The organism is Sulfuritalea sp. (assembly GCF_017302275.1).
Classification (GTDB): Bacteria; Pseudomonadota; Gammaproteobacteria; order Burkholderiales; family Rhodocyclaceae; genus Sulfuritalea.
Window position 1 is genome coordinate 16,079 of the sequence record NZ_JAFLDR010000046.1, and the last position, 14,208, is coordinate 30,286.

General features: G+C 65.7%; 17 protein-coding genes and 1 pseudogene. 8 read left to right on the top strand and 10 right to left on the bottom strand.

The window, feature by feature from the left end; all coding sequences use genetic code 11:
- Positions 1-25: 25 nt before the first annotated feature.
- Positions 26-703 carry a hypothetical protein gene (locus J0M27_RS18385; protein ID WP_294995177.1) on the top strand — a complete coding sequence of 226 codons (678 nt, stop codon included), beginning with the start codon at positions 26-28 and terminating at the stop codon, positions 701-703.
- Positions 704-742: 39 nt separating this feature from the next.
- Here J0M27_RS18385 and J0M27_RS18390 read toward each other — a convergent pair whose 3' ends face one another.
- Entirely contained in the window at positions 743-2,530 is a 1,788-nt protein-coding gene (locus tag J0M27_RS18390; protein WP_294995180.1) for a GspE/PulE family protein, read from the bottom strand.
- A 115-nt stretch (positions 2,531-2,645) separates the two neighbouring features.
- Between J0M27_RS18390 and J0M27_RS18395 the strand changes: the two genes are divergently transcribed.
- The 5 genes from J0M27_RS18395 (at position 2,646) to J0M27_RS18415 (ending at position 8,099) form a co-directional block, all read left to right on the top strand.
- Positions 2,646-2,990, top strand: coding sequence for a hypothetical protein (locus tag J0M27_RS18395; RefSeq protein WP_294995183.1), 345 nt, complete (start codon positions 2,646-2,648; stop codon positions 2,988-2,990).
- 31 nt (positions 2,991-3,021) lie between these two features.
- Positions 3,022-3,684 carry an ABC transporter ATP-binding protein gene (locus J0M27_RS18400; protein ID WP_294995186.1) on the top strand — a complete coding sequence of 221 codons (663 nt, stop codon included), beginning with the start codon at positions 3,022-3,024 and terminating at the stop codon, positions 3,682-3,684.
- A 172-nt stretch (positions 3,685-3,856) separates the two neighbouring features.
- On the top strand, positions 3,857-6,412 hold the full coding sequence (locus tag J0M27_RS18405; RefSeq protein WP_294995189.1) for an FtsX-like permease family protein: 2,556 nt from the start codon (positions 3,857-3,859) through the stop codon (positions 6,410-6,412).
- Positions 6,413-6,421: 9 nt separating this feature from the next.
- A complete protein-coding gene (locus J0M27_RS18410) occupies positions 6,422-7,489 on the top strand; it encodes a lipocalin-like domain-containing protein (protein WP_294995192.1) in 1,068 nt (355 codons plus the stop codon).
- 142 nt (positions 7,490-7,631) lie between these two features.
- Positions 7,632-8,099: a TerB family tellurite resistance protein gene (locus J0M27_RS18415; RefSeq protein WP_294995195.1), complete on the top strand. Its 468-nt coding sequence runs from the start codon at positions 7,632-7,634 to the stop codon at positions 8,097-8,099.
- Positions 8,100-8,149: 50 nt separating this feature from the next.
- Here J0M27_RS18415 and J0M27_RS18420 read toward each other — a convergent pair whose 3' ends face one another.
- A complete protein-coding gene (locus J0M27_RS18420) occupies positions 8,150-8,620 on the bottom strand; it encodes a cytochrome P460 family protein (RefSeq protein WP_294995198.1) in 471 nt (156 codons plus the stop codon).
- Between the two features lie 137 nt (positions 8,621-8,757).
- Here J0M27_RS18420 and J0M27_RS18425 point away from each other — a divergent pair, with 137 nt between their 5' ends.
- Positions 8,758-9,315: a MarR family transcriptional regulator gene (locus tag J0M27_RS18425; protein ID WP_294995201.1), complete on the top strand. Its 558-nt coding sequence runs from the start codon at positions 8,758-8,760 to the stop codon at positions 9,313-9,315.
- A 359-nt stretch (positions 9,316-9,674) separates the two neighbouring features.
- Here J0M27_RS18425 and J0M27_RS18430 read toward each other — a convergent pair whose 3' ends face one another.
- Positions 9,675-10,142 carry a hypothetical protein gene (locus J0M27_RS18430; RefSeq protein ID WP_294995203.1) on the bottom strand — a complete coding sequence of 156 codons (468 nt, stop codon included), beginning with the start codon at positions 10,140-10,142 and terminating at the stop codon, positions 9,675-9,677.
- 21 nt (positions 10,143-10,163) lie between these two features.
- On the opposite strand from J0M27_RS18430, the gene J0M27_RS18435 reads away from it, so the two are divergent.
- Entirely contained in the window at positions 10,164-10,310 is a 147-nt protein-coding gene (locus J0M27_RS18435) for a hypothetical protein (protein ID WP_294995206.1), read from the top strand.
- Here J0M27_RS18435 and J0M27_RS18440 read toward each other — a convergent pair.
- The 7 genes and pseudogenes from J0M27_RS18440 to J0M27_RS18465 form a co-directional block, all read right to left on the bottom strand.
- Entirely contained in the window at positions 10,295-10,570 is a 276-nt protein-coding gene (locus J0M27_RS18440) for a BrnA antitoxin family protein (RefSeq protein WP_294995209.1), read from the bottom strand. The genes J0M27_RS18435 and J0M27_RS18440 overlap by 16 nt on opposite strands.
- Positions 10,545-10,685: pseudogene (locus tag J0M27_RS21420) on the bottom strand (BrnT family toxin); the annotation flags it as partial. The pseudogene J0M27_RS21420 and the gene J0M27_RS18440, both read right to left, overlap by 26 nt.
- Before the next feature lie 371 nt (positions 10,686-11,056).
- On the bottom strand, positions 11,057-11,404 hold the full coding sequence (locus tag J0M27_RS18445; protein ID WP_294995212.1) for a DNA-binding protein: 348 nt from the start codon (positions 11,402-11,404) through the stop codon (positions 11,057-11,059).
- Positions 11,385-11,681, bottom strand: coding sequence for a DUF6516 family protein (locus tag J0M27_RS18450; RefSeq protein ID WP_294995215.1), 297 nt, complete (start codon positions 11,679-11,681; stop codon positions 11,385-11,387). The genes J0M27_RS18445 and J0M27_RS18450 overlap by 20 nt, the downstream gene beginning before the upstream one ends.
- 95 nt (positions 11,682-11,776) lie before the next feature.
- The gene (locus tag J0M27_RS18455; protein ID WP_294995218.1) at positions 11,777-12,361 is read right to left on the bottom strand and encodes a hypothetical protein; all 585 of its coding nucleotides are present in this window, start codon (positions 12,359-12,361) and stop codon (positions 11,777-11,779) included.
- Positions 12,362-12,377: 16 nt separating this feature from the next.
- Positions 12,378-12,884, bottom strand: a complete 507-nt coding sequence (locus J0M27_RS18460) for a hypothetical protein (protein WP_294995220.1) — start codon at positions 12,882-12,884, stop codon at positions 12,378-12,380.
- Positions 12,881-14,208 (bottom strand): calcium-binding protein (locus tag J0M27_RS18465; protein ID WP_294995223.1); only part of this gene is annotated, 1,328 nt, incomplete at its 5' end. The genes J0M27_RS18460 and J0M27_RS18465, both read right to left, overlap by 4 nt.

Genomic DNA, 14,208 nt, shown 5'->3' on the forward strand with positions numbered 1-14,208 from the left:
CAATTCTTTTCAAGGAGGAAGCGCCATGGATGATCGTCGCCGTCTGCTCAAAGCCCTCGCCGCCGCCGGCCTGCTCGGCCCCGCCGGAATCTCCGGACTGGTCCGCGACGCCCTGGCCAAGGGCGAGGTGCCTATCCGGCCCGGCCTCAACCGGATCAAGGGCGAAGTCATCGTCAACCACCGGGTGGCCACCGAAGGCCAGCTGATCAAGCCCGGCGACACCATCGTCACCGGAAAGAACAGCGAAGCCATCTACGTCATCGGCCAGGACGCCTTCATGCAACGAGAACTCACCACGGTCGAGTTCGGCGCCAACGCCGTACAGAACCTGATGCGCGTCGTCACGGGCAAGATCCTCTCGGTGTTCGGCAAGGGCGCCAAGACCATACAGGTGTCGACGGCAACCATCGGCATCCGCGGCACCGGCTGCTACATCGAAGAAGAGAACCACGGCGCCAAGGCACGCACCTACTTCTGCCTGTGCTACGGCGACGTCGAACTGACGCCGACGGCGGCGCCGCAGGAAGCCGAGCGCTACGCTACCCGCCACCACGACAAGCCGATGTACATCCACAACGACATGAAGATGGCGAAGATGATGGTGCCGGCCGCGGTGATCAACCACACCGACGCCGAACTCGAACTGCTGGAAGGCCTGGTCGGCCGCGTGACGCCGAACTGGGGATCGGCGCCGCGCTACTGAAGCGCCGCTTGCGGCCGCCACCGACGGGCGGCCTGAGGATTACTCCGGATCAACCATCGGCGGCGCAACCTTGATCACTTCCGCGATGGTCGTCAGCCCCGCCGCCACCTTCTTCGCGCCGGCGATGCGCAGCGGCTTCATGCCCTCGCGCATGGCCTGCTCGCGCAGCCTGGAAAGCTCCGGGCCGTGCACCACCTGCCTGCGGATCTCCGTCGACATCGGCATGATCTCGTAGATGCCGACGCGGCCCTTGAAGCCGGTCATGCGGCAGTCGAGGCAACCGACCGGATGGTAGAGCTGCGCCGGCTTGCTGGATTTCCATGGCGCCACCAGCGCATTCCAGGCCGCCTCGTCTTCCGCGCGCAGGCCGCCGGGCTGCTTGCAGGCCGGACACAGGGTGCGGATCAGGCGCTGCGCCATGACGCCGATCACCGTCGCCGAGAGCAGGTAGGGCGGCACGCCGAGCTCGACCAGCCGCGTCATCGCCGACGGCGCGTCGTTGGTGTGCAGGGTCGACAGCACCAGGTGACCGGTCAGCGCGGCCTGGATCGCCATGTCGGCGGTTTCGATATCGCGTATCTCGCCGACCATGATGATGTCGGGATCCTGCCGCATCAGGGCGCGGATGCCTTCGGCGAAGCCGATGCCGATCTCGGGCTGGATCTGTATCTGGTTGAAGGACGCCTCGACCATCTCGATCGGGTCTTCCAGGGTGCACACATTCACCTGCGGCGTCGCCAATTGCTTGAGCGTCGAGTACAGCGTCACGGTCTTGCCGCTGCCGGTCGGTCCGGTCACCAGGATGATGCCGTTGGGCTGGGAAGCCATGCCGTTCCACATCGCCAGTTCGTCGCTGGCGAAGCCGAGCTCGGAAAAGTCACGGACCAGCACTTCCGGGTCGAAGATCCGCATCACCAGCTTTTCGCCAAAGGCGGTCGGCACCGTCGCCAGGCGCAGCTCGACCTCCTGGCCATCGGCGGTGCGCGTCTTGATGCGCCCGTCCTGCGGCCGGCGCTTCTCCACCACGTCCATGCGGCCGAGTACCTTGATGCGGCTGGTCATGGCGTTGAGCACCGCCTTCGGAATCTGGTATACCTGATGCAGCACGCCGTCGATGCGGAAGCGCACGATGCCGAGGTCGCGCCGCGGCTCGACGTGGATGTCCGAGGCGCGCTGCTCGAAGGCGTACTGCCAGAGCCAATCGACGATGGTGACGATGTGCGAATCGTTGGCGTCGAACTGCTTGTTGCTCTTGCCCATCTCCACCAGCTGCTCGAAATTCGACGCGCCGCCGGCGACATCGCCCTTGCTCATCGCACCCTTGATCGAGCGGGCGAGGTTGTAGAACTCCACCAGGTAGCGCGTGATGTCTTCCGGGTTGGCGATGACGCGCCGGATGTCCTTGCGCAGGATCGGCAGCATCTCCGCTTCCCAGGCGCGCTGGAAAGGCTCCGCGGTGGCGATCACCACCTCGTTCGACCGGACGTCCACCGGCAGGATGCGGAAGCGCGTCGCGTAGATGTTGCTCATCACCTCGGTCACGGCCGAAAAGTTGATCTTCAGCGGATCGACGTGCAGGTAGCCCAGTCCCGACCATTTCGCCAGCCACTGGGTCAGGGTGTCGATGTCGAGCACCGGATGCGGCGGCAGCAGCGATTTCCAGCGCTGCTCGGCGATCACGATCAGGGGATGCGCGTCGCCCTTGTAGTAACGCCGCTCCTGCTTGAAGGTGGCCGCCGCGTCCGCCGCGACCAGGCCGTCGGCGACGAGCGCATCGACCACTTCGGGAAGGGTCAGGCGGTGCTCAATGGGCTCTACCTTGTTCATGGAATAAAGTCGGCGCTGGCGATACGGCGAACTATAGCCGACAACCCGGCCGGGCCTCAATGCGGGAGTATTATTCCGCCATCGATCTCACCCGCTATCCGGAGCCCGAACCAAGATGATGCGACTGCTGACCCTCGCCGCAGCTGCCCTGTTTTCGCTGCCCGCCGTGGCCGAGACCGCGGCCGACGACTGCGCCCGAGCGCGCGATCCGGGACGCTGCGAGGCGCGCCAGGCGGCGCTCAAGGCCTGCAGCGACAAACGCGGCAGCGAAAAGCGCGCCTGCCTCGACGCCAGCATGCCGCCGGTCGACTGCAGCAAGTCGCGCGAACCGGCCAAATGCGAAGCCGCGCAGAAAGCCAAGGATCTCTGCAAGGGCAAGACCGGCAAGCAACTCAAGCAATGCCTGCGCGAAGAACAACCACGCAAGAAGAAGCCGCGCAAACCCCGTCCCGGGACATGACGGGCCGGCCCCCGCGGGAGTGCGGCGCTGCATGCTGAGCATCGCCGGGCTTTCCAAGCGCCACCCCCATGCCCCGCGACCGGTGTTCAGCGGCCTGGGCCTTTCCGTCGCCACCGGCGAGATCGTCGCCCTCACCGGCGAATCCGGCGTCGGCAAGAGTACCCTGCTCAACTGCATCGCCGGGCTGGAACCGGCGGATGCGGGCACCATCATGGTCGGCCGCGAAGCGACGGACATCCTGCGCCTCGACGAAGCGGAGCGCGCGGCCCTGCGGGCGCGCAGCATCGGTTTCGTGTTCCAGGCCTTCCACGTGCTGCCCACGCTTTCGGTGGCGCAGAACATCGCCGTGCCGCTGCTGTTGTCCGGCGTCGCCGCCCATGACCATGCCGCGCGCATCGAAGCGCTGCTGGCCCGGGTCGGCCTTGCCGGCTTCGGACCGCGCTGGCCGGCCTCCCTGTCGGGCGGCGAACTGCAACGGGTAGCGATCGCCCGCGCGCTGGTGCATGGCCCGACGCTGATCCTCGCCGACGAACCCACCGGCAACCTCGATCCGCGCACCGCCGACGAGGTGCTGGCCCTGCTGCTCGAACGCGTGCGCGAGGAAGGTGCAAGCGCGCTGATCGTCACCCACTCGCAGCACGTCGCGCAGTGCTGCGACCGCATCCTGACGCTGACACCGGACGGACTGGAATGAGATTGCTAAAGCCATTGGTCCGCGGATTTCGCAGATTCACGCAGATCATCAAGACGAACCGGAGCAAGTACCCGACATCTGCCCGGTGCGGCTGGCACCCTCTCGAAATAGCTGTTCAATCTGCGCCAATCTGCGAAATCTGCGAAATCTGCGGATTGAACTTGACTTCACCATGAGCAGCCTGACGTGGCGGCTTTCCTGGTGGCTGATCCGCGCCCAGTTCATGACGCGGCGCACGGCGACCGCGCTGTCGATGCTGGCCATCGCGCTGGGCGTCTCGCTGGGTTATGCCATCCACCTGATCAACGACGCCGCACTCGCCGATTTCTCGCAGGCCATGAAAAGCGTGCAGGGCGAACCCGACGCGGTACTCGCGCCGCGTGACAGCTCCGGCCACGTGCCGCTGGCGCTGGTGGACGCGCTGGCGCGCGACGAGGCCGTCGCCCTCGCCGTGCCTGTGATCGAAACCCGGGTGCGCCTCGACAACACCGCGACCACGGTGCGCCTGATCGGCCTCGACGCGTTCAGCGCCGCCCTGCTGATGCCGAACCTGATGCCGCGCCAAGGCGGCGCGGATGGTGGCACGACAAGCATCTTCGAGGACGGCGTGTATGCCTCGCCGGCCTTGCTGGCGCGGCTGAATACGAAAGTCGGCGCCCCACAGGGACTTCCGTCGGTCGCCGGCATCACGGCGACGCGCGGCGAAGCGCGCTGGACCACGCCTATCCGCGGCGACCTGCCCGCCGTGCGCGACGACGAGCTGCTGCTGGTGGCCGACATCGCCTGGGTGCAGGCTCACTTCGGGCCGCGCGAGGGTGTCGGCGAAGTGCGCCTGCGGCTGGCCCCCGGCGTAAGCCCGGCGGCCTGGATCGCGACCTGGTCGGCACGCCTGCCGCCCGGGCTCGGCCTGCGCGCGGCGGACGACAACCTGGCGCGGATGTCCAACGTCTCGCGCGCCTATCGCGTGAACCTCAACGTGCTGGCCATGGTCGCCCTGCTCACCGGCGCCTTCCTGGTGTTCGCCACCCAGCTCACCGCCGTGGCGCAGCGCTCGACGCAGTTCGCGCTGCTCGGCGTGCTCGGCCTGCCGCCGCGCATGCGCCTCGCGCAGGTGCTGGTCGAGGGCCTTGCCATCGGCATTCCCGGCGCCGCCGCCGGCCTCGGTCTCGGCTACGGGCTGGCCGTTCTGTTCACGCGCCTGCTGGGCGGCGACCTCGGCGGCGGCTTCTTCGCCGCCAGCTCGCCAGTGGTGGTGCCGGAGCTTGCGCCGGCGGCGGTATTCTTTGTCGCCGGTTGCGGCGCCAGCCTGATGGGCGCGCTGTATCCGGCCTGGCTCAATCGCATTCAGCCGCTGGCTCCGGCGCTGAAGGCCGGCTTCGCCCAGCAGGCGCCTTCCACGCTGTCCGCGTCGCGGCACGCCAAGCGGATTGCGCTGGCGCTGGTCGCCTTGGCGGCGGTGGCGCTGACGCGCCTGCCGGCGATCGACGACCTGCCGCTGGCCGGCTACACGGCCATCGCGCTGGTGCTGGTGCTGGGCATCGCCGCCGCCCCGGCGGCGACGCGCCTGGTATTCGGTGGGCTGGAACGGCTAAGGCTGTCAGCGCCGTTGCGCATCGCGGTGCAGAACATCCTGCAGGCGCCACTGATGGCGCAGGTCGCCGCCAGCGGCCTGATCGTCAGCTTCGCCCTGACGGTGAGCATGGTGACCATGGTGTCGAGCTTTCGCACCGCGCTCGACCAGTGGCTGGACGACGTGTTGCCGGCGCCGATGTACATGCGCAGCAAGGGCGTGCCGCTGCCGGCCGACATGCTCGCCGAACTGGAGCGGCCGCAGTCGCCTTTCGTCCGGGTCGAACGCATGGCCACCGTCATGCTGACGCTCGATCCGCGCCGCCCCCCGGTGGCGCTGCTGGTGCGCGAACTCGACCGCGCCGATCCCGCCGCGCGGCTGCCCTTCACCGGCGCGGTGCTCGCCGCGCCGCCGGGGCGCATCACGGCCTGGATCAGCGAACCGCTGCAGGAGCTGCATGGCCTGGTGCCGGGCCAGACGCTGCACCTGCCGCTGCTCGGGCGCGAGGTGGAAGTCTTCGTCGGCGGCGTGTGGCGCGACTACGCGCGGCAGTTCGGCGCCGTGGTGATCGCCGCAGCGGACTACCGCGCCCTTGGTGGCAGCGTCGCGGCCACCGACCTCGCCTTGTGGCCGCGCCCGGGCCAGGAAGACGCCGCCGGCCGCTGGATGCGCGCGCAGGCCAAACACCACGGCATCGAAGGCGTCGGCAGCGGCGAGATCCGCGAACTGAGCTTGTCCATCTTCGACAAGAGCTTCGCCGTCACCTACGCGCTGGAAGCCGCCGCCATGCTGATCGGCCTCTTCGGCCTCGCCGTGACGCTGGCCGCCAGCGTCTGGCTGCGCGCGCGCGAACTGGCGACGCTGTCCGCGCTCGGCTTCGACCGCGCGATGCTCGGCCGCGCCATTGTCTTCGAGGGCGCACTTATCGCCGTGATCGGACTGGCGCTGGGACTCGCCTGCGGCGTCGCGGTGGGCGCCATCCTCACCCACGTCGTCAATCCGCAAGCCTTCCACTGGCGCATGCCCTTGCAGGTTCCCTGGGCCCAGGTGCTGCTCGGCGCTGCGCTGACCCTGTTTGCGGGCATGGGTGCCAGCCGCTTCGCCGCGCGCCAGGCGACGCGCCTGCCGGCGGCGCAAGTCCTCGCCAGCGCCCAGTAGACGGCCGCCATGCAACGCCGCAGCTTCCTGCTCACCCCCTTGCTGCTGCCCGCGCTGGCCACCGCCCGCGATGCGCCGCGCCATGCGGTGGCAAGCCGCGCCACGCGACTTTCCTTCCCGCGCGACCACGGCGCGCATCCGGAGTTCCGCACCGAGTGGTGGTACGTCACCGGCGCGCTGGACGTGCCGGGCGGCGGCATGGGCTTCCAGCTCACCTTCTTCCGCAGCCGTCCGGGCATCGCGGAAGAACTCGACTCGCCCATCGCCGCCAGCCAGATCCTGTTCGCCCATGCCGCGCTGACCCGGCCCGGCCAGCGCCTGCTGCATGCCGAACGCGCCGCGCGCGCGAATCTCGGTGCGGGATTCTCCACCACCGACTGCGACGTGCATGTCGGCGCCTGGTCGATGCGGCGCGGCGGCGCCGGCGCCGACGAGCAGTTCCGGCTCGTGGCGCATGACGCCGCCTTTGCCTTCGACCTGCGCCTGACGCCGACCCAGCCGCTGCTGCTGCAGGGCGAACACGGTTGGTCGCAGAAGGGACCGCGTCCCGAACTCGCCAGCCATTACGTGAGCTGGCCGCAACTGCGCGTCGGCGGCAGGCTCGTCGTCGAAGGCAAGACGCAGGAGGCCACGGGCCGCGCCTGGTTCGACCACGAATGGTCGAGCGAGGTGCTGGCCGCGGGCGCCGTCGGCTGGGACTGGATCGGCATCAACCTCGACGACGGCGGTGCGCTGATGGCCTTCCGCATCCGCGACGCGGGCGGCAACACGCTCTACGCCCACGCCAGCCTGCGCGACGCCGACGGCCGCCTGACGCGCTTCGGCGCCGGCGAGGTGGCCTTCACGCCGATCCGCCGCTGGACCTCGCCGCGCAACGGCGCGCAGTACCCGGTGCAGATGGAAATCCGCGTCGGCCCGCAGCGCATCGAAACCACGCCGGTGGCCGATGACCAGGAAATATCCGCGCGGCGCCCGCTCCCGGTCAGCTACTGGGAGGGACTGGTGGCGATTCGCGGTACCCTTGCCGGTCGCGGCTACCTCGAACTCACGGGCTATGCCGGCGCATTGCGCCTGTAGGGGCACACTGTTTTGGTCCGTTCGCGTTGAGCCTGTCGAAACGCAAGCCAGTCAAATCGAGGGCTTCGACCGTTCGAGATGCTCACGGCTCAGCCCGAACGGTAGATACTTGTTCCGCGTTTGCTTAGGAAAATTCCACACCATGATCGACGGCATACGCAATTTCTTCAACCAGGTGATCGCCCCCGCTGCGGCCGGCTCGGGCGCCGATTCGCAACACGCGTTGCATGTCGCCACTGCCGCGCTGCTGCTGGAAATGATGCGCATGGACGCCTCCATCACCGCCGCCGAAACCGCATCCGTGACGCGCTCGCTGCAACGCCGGTTCGGGCTCGAGGCGGCGCAGGTCGATACGCTGATGGCGCTGGCCGCCGAGGAGGCCCGCCTGGCCACCGACTACTTCCAGTTCACCTCGCTGATCAACAAGAACTTCAGCGCCGAACAGAAAGTGCAGGTGATCGAATACCTGTGGCAGGTCGCCTACGCCGACGGCCACCTCGACGCCCACGAACAGCACTTCATGCGCAAGATCGCCGACCTGCTCTACGTCCCGCACGCCGACTACGTGGGCGCCAAGCAGCGGGCGCGCGACGCGCATTCGCCGACCTAGCCCCGCGGCGGGCCGGCGCGGAAGCCGGCCCGCCGCGTCAATCGGGAACCTTAGTCGCGCAGGGCGCTGAAGACGAAGTCCTTGTCCTTCTGCGACACGTGGCAGGCATGGCAGTCCGCCTGCGCCTTGGCGTCGAGGCTGCCCTTTTTCGTCTTCGGGTCGAACACCTGGTAGCCCCAGCCGTCGGTCGCCTTGAACATGGCGCTGTCCTTGGCCATCACCACCACCGCCTTGTGCGCGCCTTCCGACACCGCGTTGTCCTTGTCCACCGCCTCGAACAGGTCGAAGGTGATCACCGAACCGTTGGCGAACTTGCCCGCCTTGAAGCCGGCCATGGCCTTGGCGTTGCCGTAGATGTGGTGCATGCCGCCAACGGCGCCATAAAGCGGGTGCCCCTTGTTGATGATCATCGACTTGACGTGCTTGCCGTCACGGAATTTTTCGGGGTAGGCCACGTCGGCGGCGATGGCGGAAACGGACGCCGCGGCGACGGCGACGGCGAGTACGGTCTGCTTGAACATTGGGTTCTCCTGATCTGGTTGAGGTAAGGACCGGGCCGAAATCGCTGCGGCAAGATTGGTTTCGACTCGATACCGAATACAGTATCGACTCGATACCTGCATTTGTCAAGAAGGTTTCGTTCCGATACCATGTCGCCATGAACACGCAAGGCCTTCACTCGCTGCTGGCATGCCTGTCCCGCGCGCTGCAGAGCGAACAGCGGAGGCAGGCGGTCGCCGCCGGACTGCCGGCGGTGCAATGGACCATCCTCCATTACCTGCGCCAGGCCAACCGCTACAGCAATACGCCGCAGGCACTCGGCGAATATCTGGGACTGACCAAGGGCACGGTTTCGCAAAGCCTCAAGCGACTCGAAGAGCGTGGCTGGGTCAGGCGTGCGGCGGATGCCCAGGACGGGCGCGTGCTGCGCCTGGCGCTGACGCGCAACGGACTGCGGCAACTCGACGACAGCATCGACGCCGAATGGCGGGCCGCCGCCGCCGCGCTACCGGCGGCGCAGCGCGACGCCGCCGAGGCGGCACTGACGCAACTGCTTGCCGGATGGCAACAGTCGCGCGGCGGCAGGACCTTCGGCGCCTGCCACGGTTGCCGGCATTTCCAGAACGGGGCCGGCGATGCCGGACATCGTTGCGGCCTCACGGGTGAAGCCTTGTCGGCCGAGGACAGTCAGCTGATCTGTCGCGAGCACGCGTAGGGGCGCGCCGACGGATTGTGGCGCCTTGCCGGCGTCTATCCGCCGTGTCGCCAGCGCCGACTTTTGAAGCGCTCCGACGCCGACGTTCCCGCGCGGCAACACTGAAAGGCGCGGCGGGAGGAATATATCCCGCGAGAGTTCGCATTACCCGGGTAAGCCCTGCCCCACCCTTGCCCCCGGAGATCACCCATGAGAAGAATTCTGTCCGCCGTCGCCTCCGCCTGGGCGCCTTTTCCGCCTTCGTCGCCGCGCAGATGCCTACGGCAAGGATGCGTCCTTCGCCAGAAATGCCTCGGCGGCCACACCCCGGTGAAGAACTGCGACCGGGCATTCACGCATCCGGTCGAGCTGCCGCAAAACTAGGCAACTTCCTTGCGCGCGGCGCCGACATCGACTTCGGCGGCGCGCTTCATCTCGCCTGAATCGAACATGCCTGGATCGTCGACGTAGGCGTTGCACCAGGCGATGGTGTCGCTGCCCCAGAAGTTCTCGCCGCGCACGGCCAGCGTCGGCACGCCGAATACGCCCCGCGCCGCGGCGACGCCGAGCCGGGCGCAGAACTCCGGCCATTCCGCGGCGACGTCGCGCCCTTCGCCGAAGACGAAATCGAAGGCGGCATCGACCGCCGCGCGCGGGCTGCCCAGCGCCACCGGCAGGCGCAGCGCGTGCAGCGGGTTGTAGGGATGGCGCGGCGGCATGCGGAACGGGATGCCATGCTGCGCCGCCGCCCACACGCAGCTGCGATAGGTATGCAGGCGCTTGGGCACGATCTCGGCCGGGCCCTTGTTCTCCCAGTGCTTGAGCAGGCCGGCGAACAGCACCGGCACCAGCTCGATGTCGAGCGCCGGATGCAGTTCGCCGAAGCGCTTGAGGTGCAGGTAAAGGATGATGACGCTTTGGTAATCGTCGTTTCACGAGCGCCCGGCATCGCGAAACCGGACGGCGAACTCGGATCATGCTGCCCAGGAATCACAACGGCCTATGCCGGTGAATGATGCTTGAGCCACTCGCGCAAGGCGGCATCCACGCGGGTTTGCCAGCCATCGCCACTTTCGCGAAACTGGTCAACCACTTCTCGCGACAAGCGGATGGTGATGCGCTCCTTGGTCGGTGCTTTCTGCGGGCCGCGCACGCCGAGCTTCTTCTTGAGGGATGACGGCAACACCTCGGCAGCCGGCCGGAACTTCGCCATATCGTCGGCGGACAGTTCGCGAACCTCGCCGTCGGCGTCAATCAAGGGCTTGCGGCTTGCCATATCTCCTTGCCTCTCTGGTATCTGCCTTGCGGAAGCTGATTACCCGAATTCCGGAATCGGTTTCCGTAAAGCACAGCACATGCAACCGGCGGTCCAGGTAGCACAGCGCGATGTAACGAGCTTCGCCACATGCCTTTCAGGTATCAGTAAGGACCAGCGCAGTATTGAAATCGACTTCGGCCGCGCGCTCGAACGAGAGCCGACGTTCCCTGCTGTTTCTCTCGTTCTTGATCGGGTCGAAGTCAACTTTCACGCGCCAGCGTGTATGTACAAACAAGTGGTGCGTCAAGGTTTATTCTATGCACAACAATGCTGCGCTTTCGGTGGAGTCGAATCAAAGTCACTTTCCCGTCCCAAGGAACCTGCCTCGATTACTCGTGCCTGGATCAAAAGTGGTCGATCCGCCGTGCGGTCAGCGCCGACTTTCGGGAATTCATCGAAGGGCAGAAAGGGAAATGATGCCCCTATTGACTGAAATCACCCGCACTACGCGGCTTGCAATAGAAACTCGACTTTCACCGCCTCATACGGGAAAACGACCTGACCGTCCTCCGTCTTGCCAAGCACTCCCGCGTTGAGCAGCGCAGTGACGTCACTGTGCACGGCTTTTACGTCGCGTTCAGCGCGACGTGCGGCTTCGCGGATGGACACCGGCCCTGCCCCGCAAAGCACCTTGAGCAGTTCCCAGCGTTTTTCGGTCAACACCTTCCACAGCAACTCGGGAGTGGCAAAGCTGATACGCGCAGTCTTCTGGGCTTTTCCTGTCTTCCAGGCCTGCGCAAAATCAGCCATGGAGTCGACAGGGGGTCGCACATCAAGAGTTACTGTTTTCATGGTTCCACCTCGCAATATCTTTCTGGAAGTCGGTAATCAATTGATCTGGCGTAGTAAAAGCGTAGCCACCTTCCTTTTTACCGAAATGCCGGTGATCGCCCTTCCCCGCTTCGTTGTCGTAGCGCAGGACGCATTCACCACGTACGACATAGGCCAGCCGGTACTTGAACTCGTGTGCCGACCCTTTGAGAGGACTCGGAAGGCGCCACAGCACCAATTCCGCGAACGCAGACCCTGAGTAGACGATGCGAGTGCTGACAAGCTGAACGGCTTTCATGTTGGAGATAGTGCCAACATGTGCGGATGTTGTCAATCAGTCCAACGCTCAAGCGCGGCGACGAGGGCCGAATTCCATTTGAGCCCGACCCCTTATCACTCAGCGCTATTGAAGGTGGTGATCTGATCGATACCGACGCTGGCACCGAAAATACGGGAAAATGCGCTGGATAGATGTCCACCAAGGCTATGACCGTTTACCTCTACATGAGAAACACCAGCCAGTTCGCCCGTGCCCTGGACAGCTCCTGCGGATTCAAAATAGATGCCATTGAATCCGGACGCCAGGCGGATTTGCGGCACATACAGATTGCTGGACGTAGTGACACGCAGCCACCAATTCACCATATCTACATATTGGGCACGCGGCGCACCCGCGGCAGTGAGGTCGATGTCGGAGAGCAGATCGACGATACCGGCCGTGCCGCGCATCGAGACATAAACTCTGCTGGCATAAGGTGTATCAACATTGCCTTTCCAGACCGTAGCGTCGAAGCCGGAGCCTGTGGTCGACTCAATATGGGACGCAACCGAAAAGTTCGCTGCGATAAAGGTGGCTTGGGGCTGGGTCATGCGAGCGGCGAGCTTTGCCGCAAGGTCTGGGTCTTGATTTACAAGCTGCGTCACATAAGCCGCATCCGCAAGCAGAGCATTGATATAGGTGTCGTTGATGGTCGTCATGATCTTTCTCCTGTAGTTATTTGATCAACGTGATTCCGTAAGTCCCTGCAATTTCCTGTGGTGTTATAGATGGATAACAGGCAGATGGACTAAAGGTGATGGGGTCATTCGTTTCCGAAACGCCCAGCAGCCGGATAAACCAGCCGCCCTTCGCTAAGTACCACTCGTTACTCGCAATCTCTTCGTTTGTCACCACGTCCCGATAGCTCTTGTGCGAGTGAAAGATCGCAATTGCATTTCCCGGCAGCACCTCATTCAACGGTTCGAACACAACTCTTACTTTCCGGCCCTTAGCCTTCTCCGCATCAATTCGAAGGACAGCGTTTTGCCGACACAATGCCCGGAACTGGTACCCGCCGACGATCTCGTCGACCACGGGCAGAACGATCATCAGAACGAAGGCCAAGGCGCCGAGCCCTAATCCCAAAATTCGGGATTGCACAAGGCGCGTGACTCGCTTCGCCATAAGGAACGCCACGGCGCCCCAGGCGGCTATCACACCAAAGAAGAAGAGTCCGCTCATGCCGCCATCCTCCCCCGGAAGTCGACCGCCGTATCGCCAGAGCCGACTCTTACTGGCGACCGTGCATTAACCCCGCATTGCACGGAGGCCGAGTAACGGCCGACGAACTGGGCGTAACTCAAGGTCTCGCCGCCGACCTCGATGCGCTCGATGGCGCCGCCCATGCCGTCGATGATCGCGACGCGGTCGGCTGCGCCGTAGTCGATCACCAGAATGTCACCATTGGCGACATTGACGTTGATCTGGGCCGGGGCAATGCCGTCCAGGCGCAGGGTGTCCCTGCCGCCGCTGTCCTCGATGGCTTCGATTTCACCGTTGGGCCCGGCGCCGCCATCGCCGGCGGCGAGGATGTAGGTGTCGTCGCCGATCCCGCCGAGGAGGTTGTCCGCGCCGGTTCCGCCGCTCAGGGTGTCGTTGCCGGCGTCGCCGGCGAGGTTGTCGGTGCCGGCGCCGCCGCGCAGGATATCGTTGCCGCGGCCGCCGTAGAGGCTGTCCTTGCCGTCGCCGCCGTCGAGCAGGTCATTGCCGTGGTACTGCGCAGCCAGCGGCGCGTCGGCGGTGTCATCTCCCGCCAGGACATCGTCGCCCGCGCCGCCATGGAGGGTGTCGTTGCCACCGCCGCCGATCAGTTCGTCGTTGCCATCCTCCCCATCCAGATAGTCGGCGCCGTGGAAAGCCCCGGCGAGTTTCTGGCTGTCGTAGTCGCCTTCGAGATGGTCATTGCCGGCGCCGCCGAACAGTTCATCATTGCCGCCCTGGCCCCAGAGCCTGTCGTTGTCATCTTCGCCGTCGAGATAGTCGGCACCGTGATACTGGCCGGGGGTGACGGTGTCATCGCCGGCGATTTCGTCGTTGCCGGCGCCGCCGAAGAGGTCGTCGGCGCCACCGTTGCCGCTGAGTTTGTCGGCGCCGTCGCCGCCGTCAAGGTAGTCGGCGCCGTGGAAAGCGCCGGCGAGGCCACCAGGGGTGCCGTCGTCGATTTCGTCACCGCTGAGAACGTCGTTGCCGTCGCCGCCTTCGACGATGTCATTGCCCGCCTCGCCAAACAGCACGTCGTGGTCCGCGCCGCCATCGAGGACATCGTTGCCGCCACCGGCAAATATCCAGTCATTGCCGTCGCCTCCATAGAGTATGTCGGCGCCGGCCGGGGTGGCGTCGCCGCTGTAGGTGAGTTCGCCGCCGTAGCTGTGCCGGTAACGGGTGATGCCACCTTCCTGGGCCGTGTCGCGGGTCAGCGCCCAGTCGCGTCCGTTGCCGGCGATGTCGCGGTCGCCGAGCAGGTCGTCGTCTCCCGCGCCGCCCAGGACGATGTCGCTCCCCGATC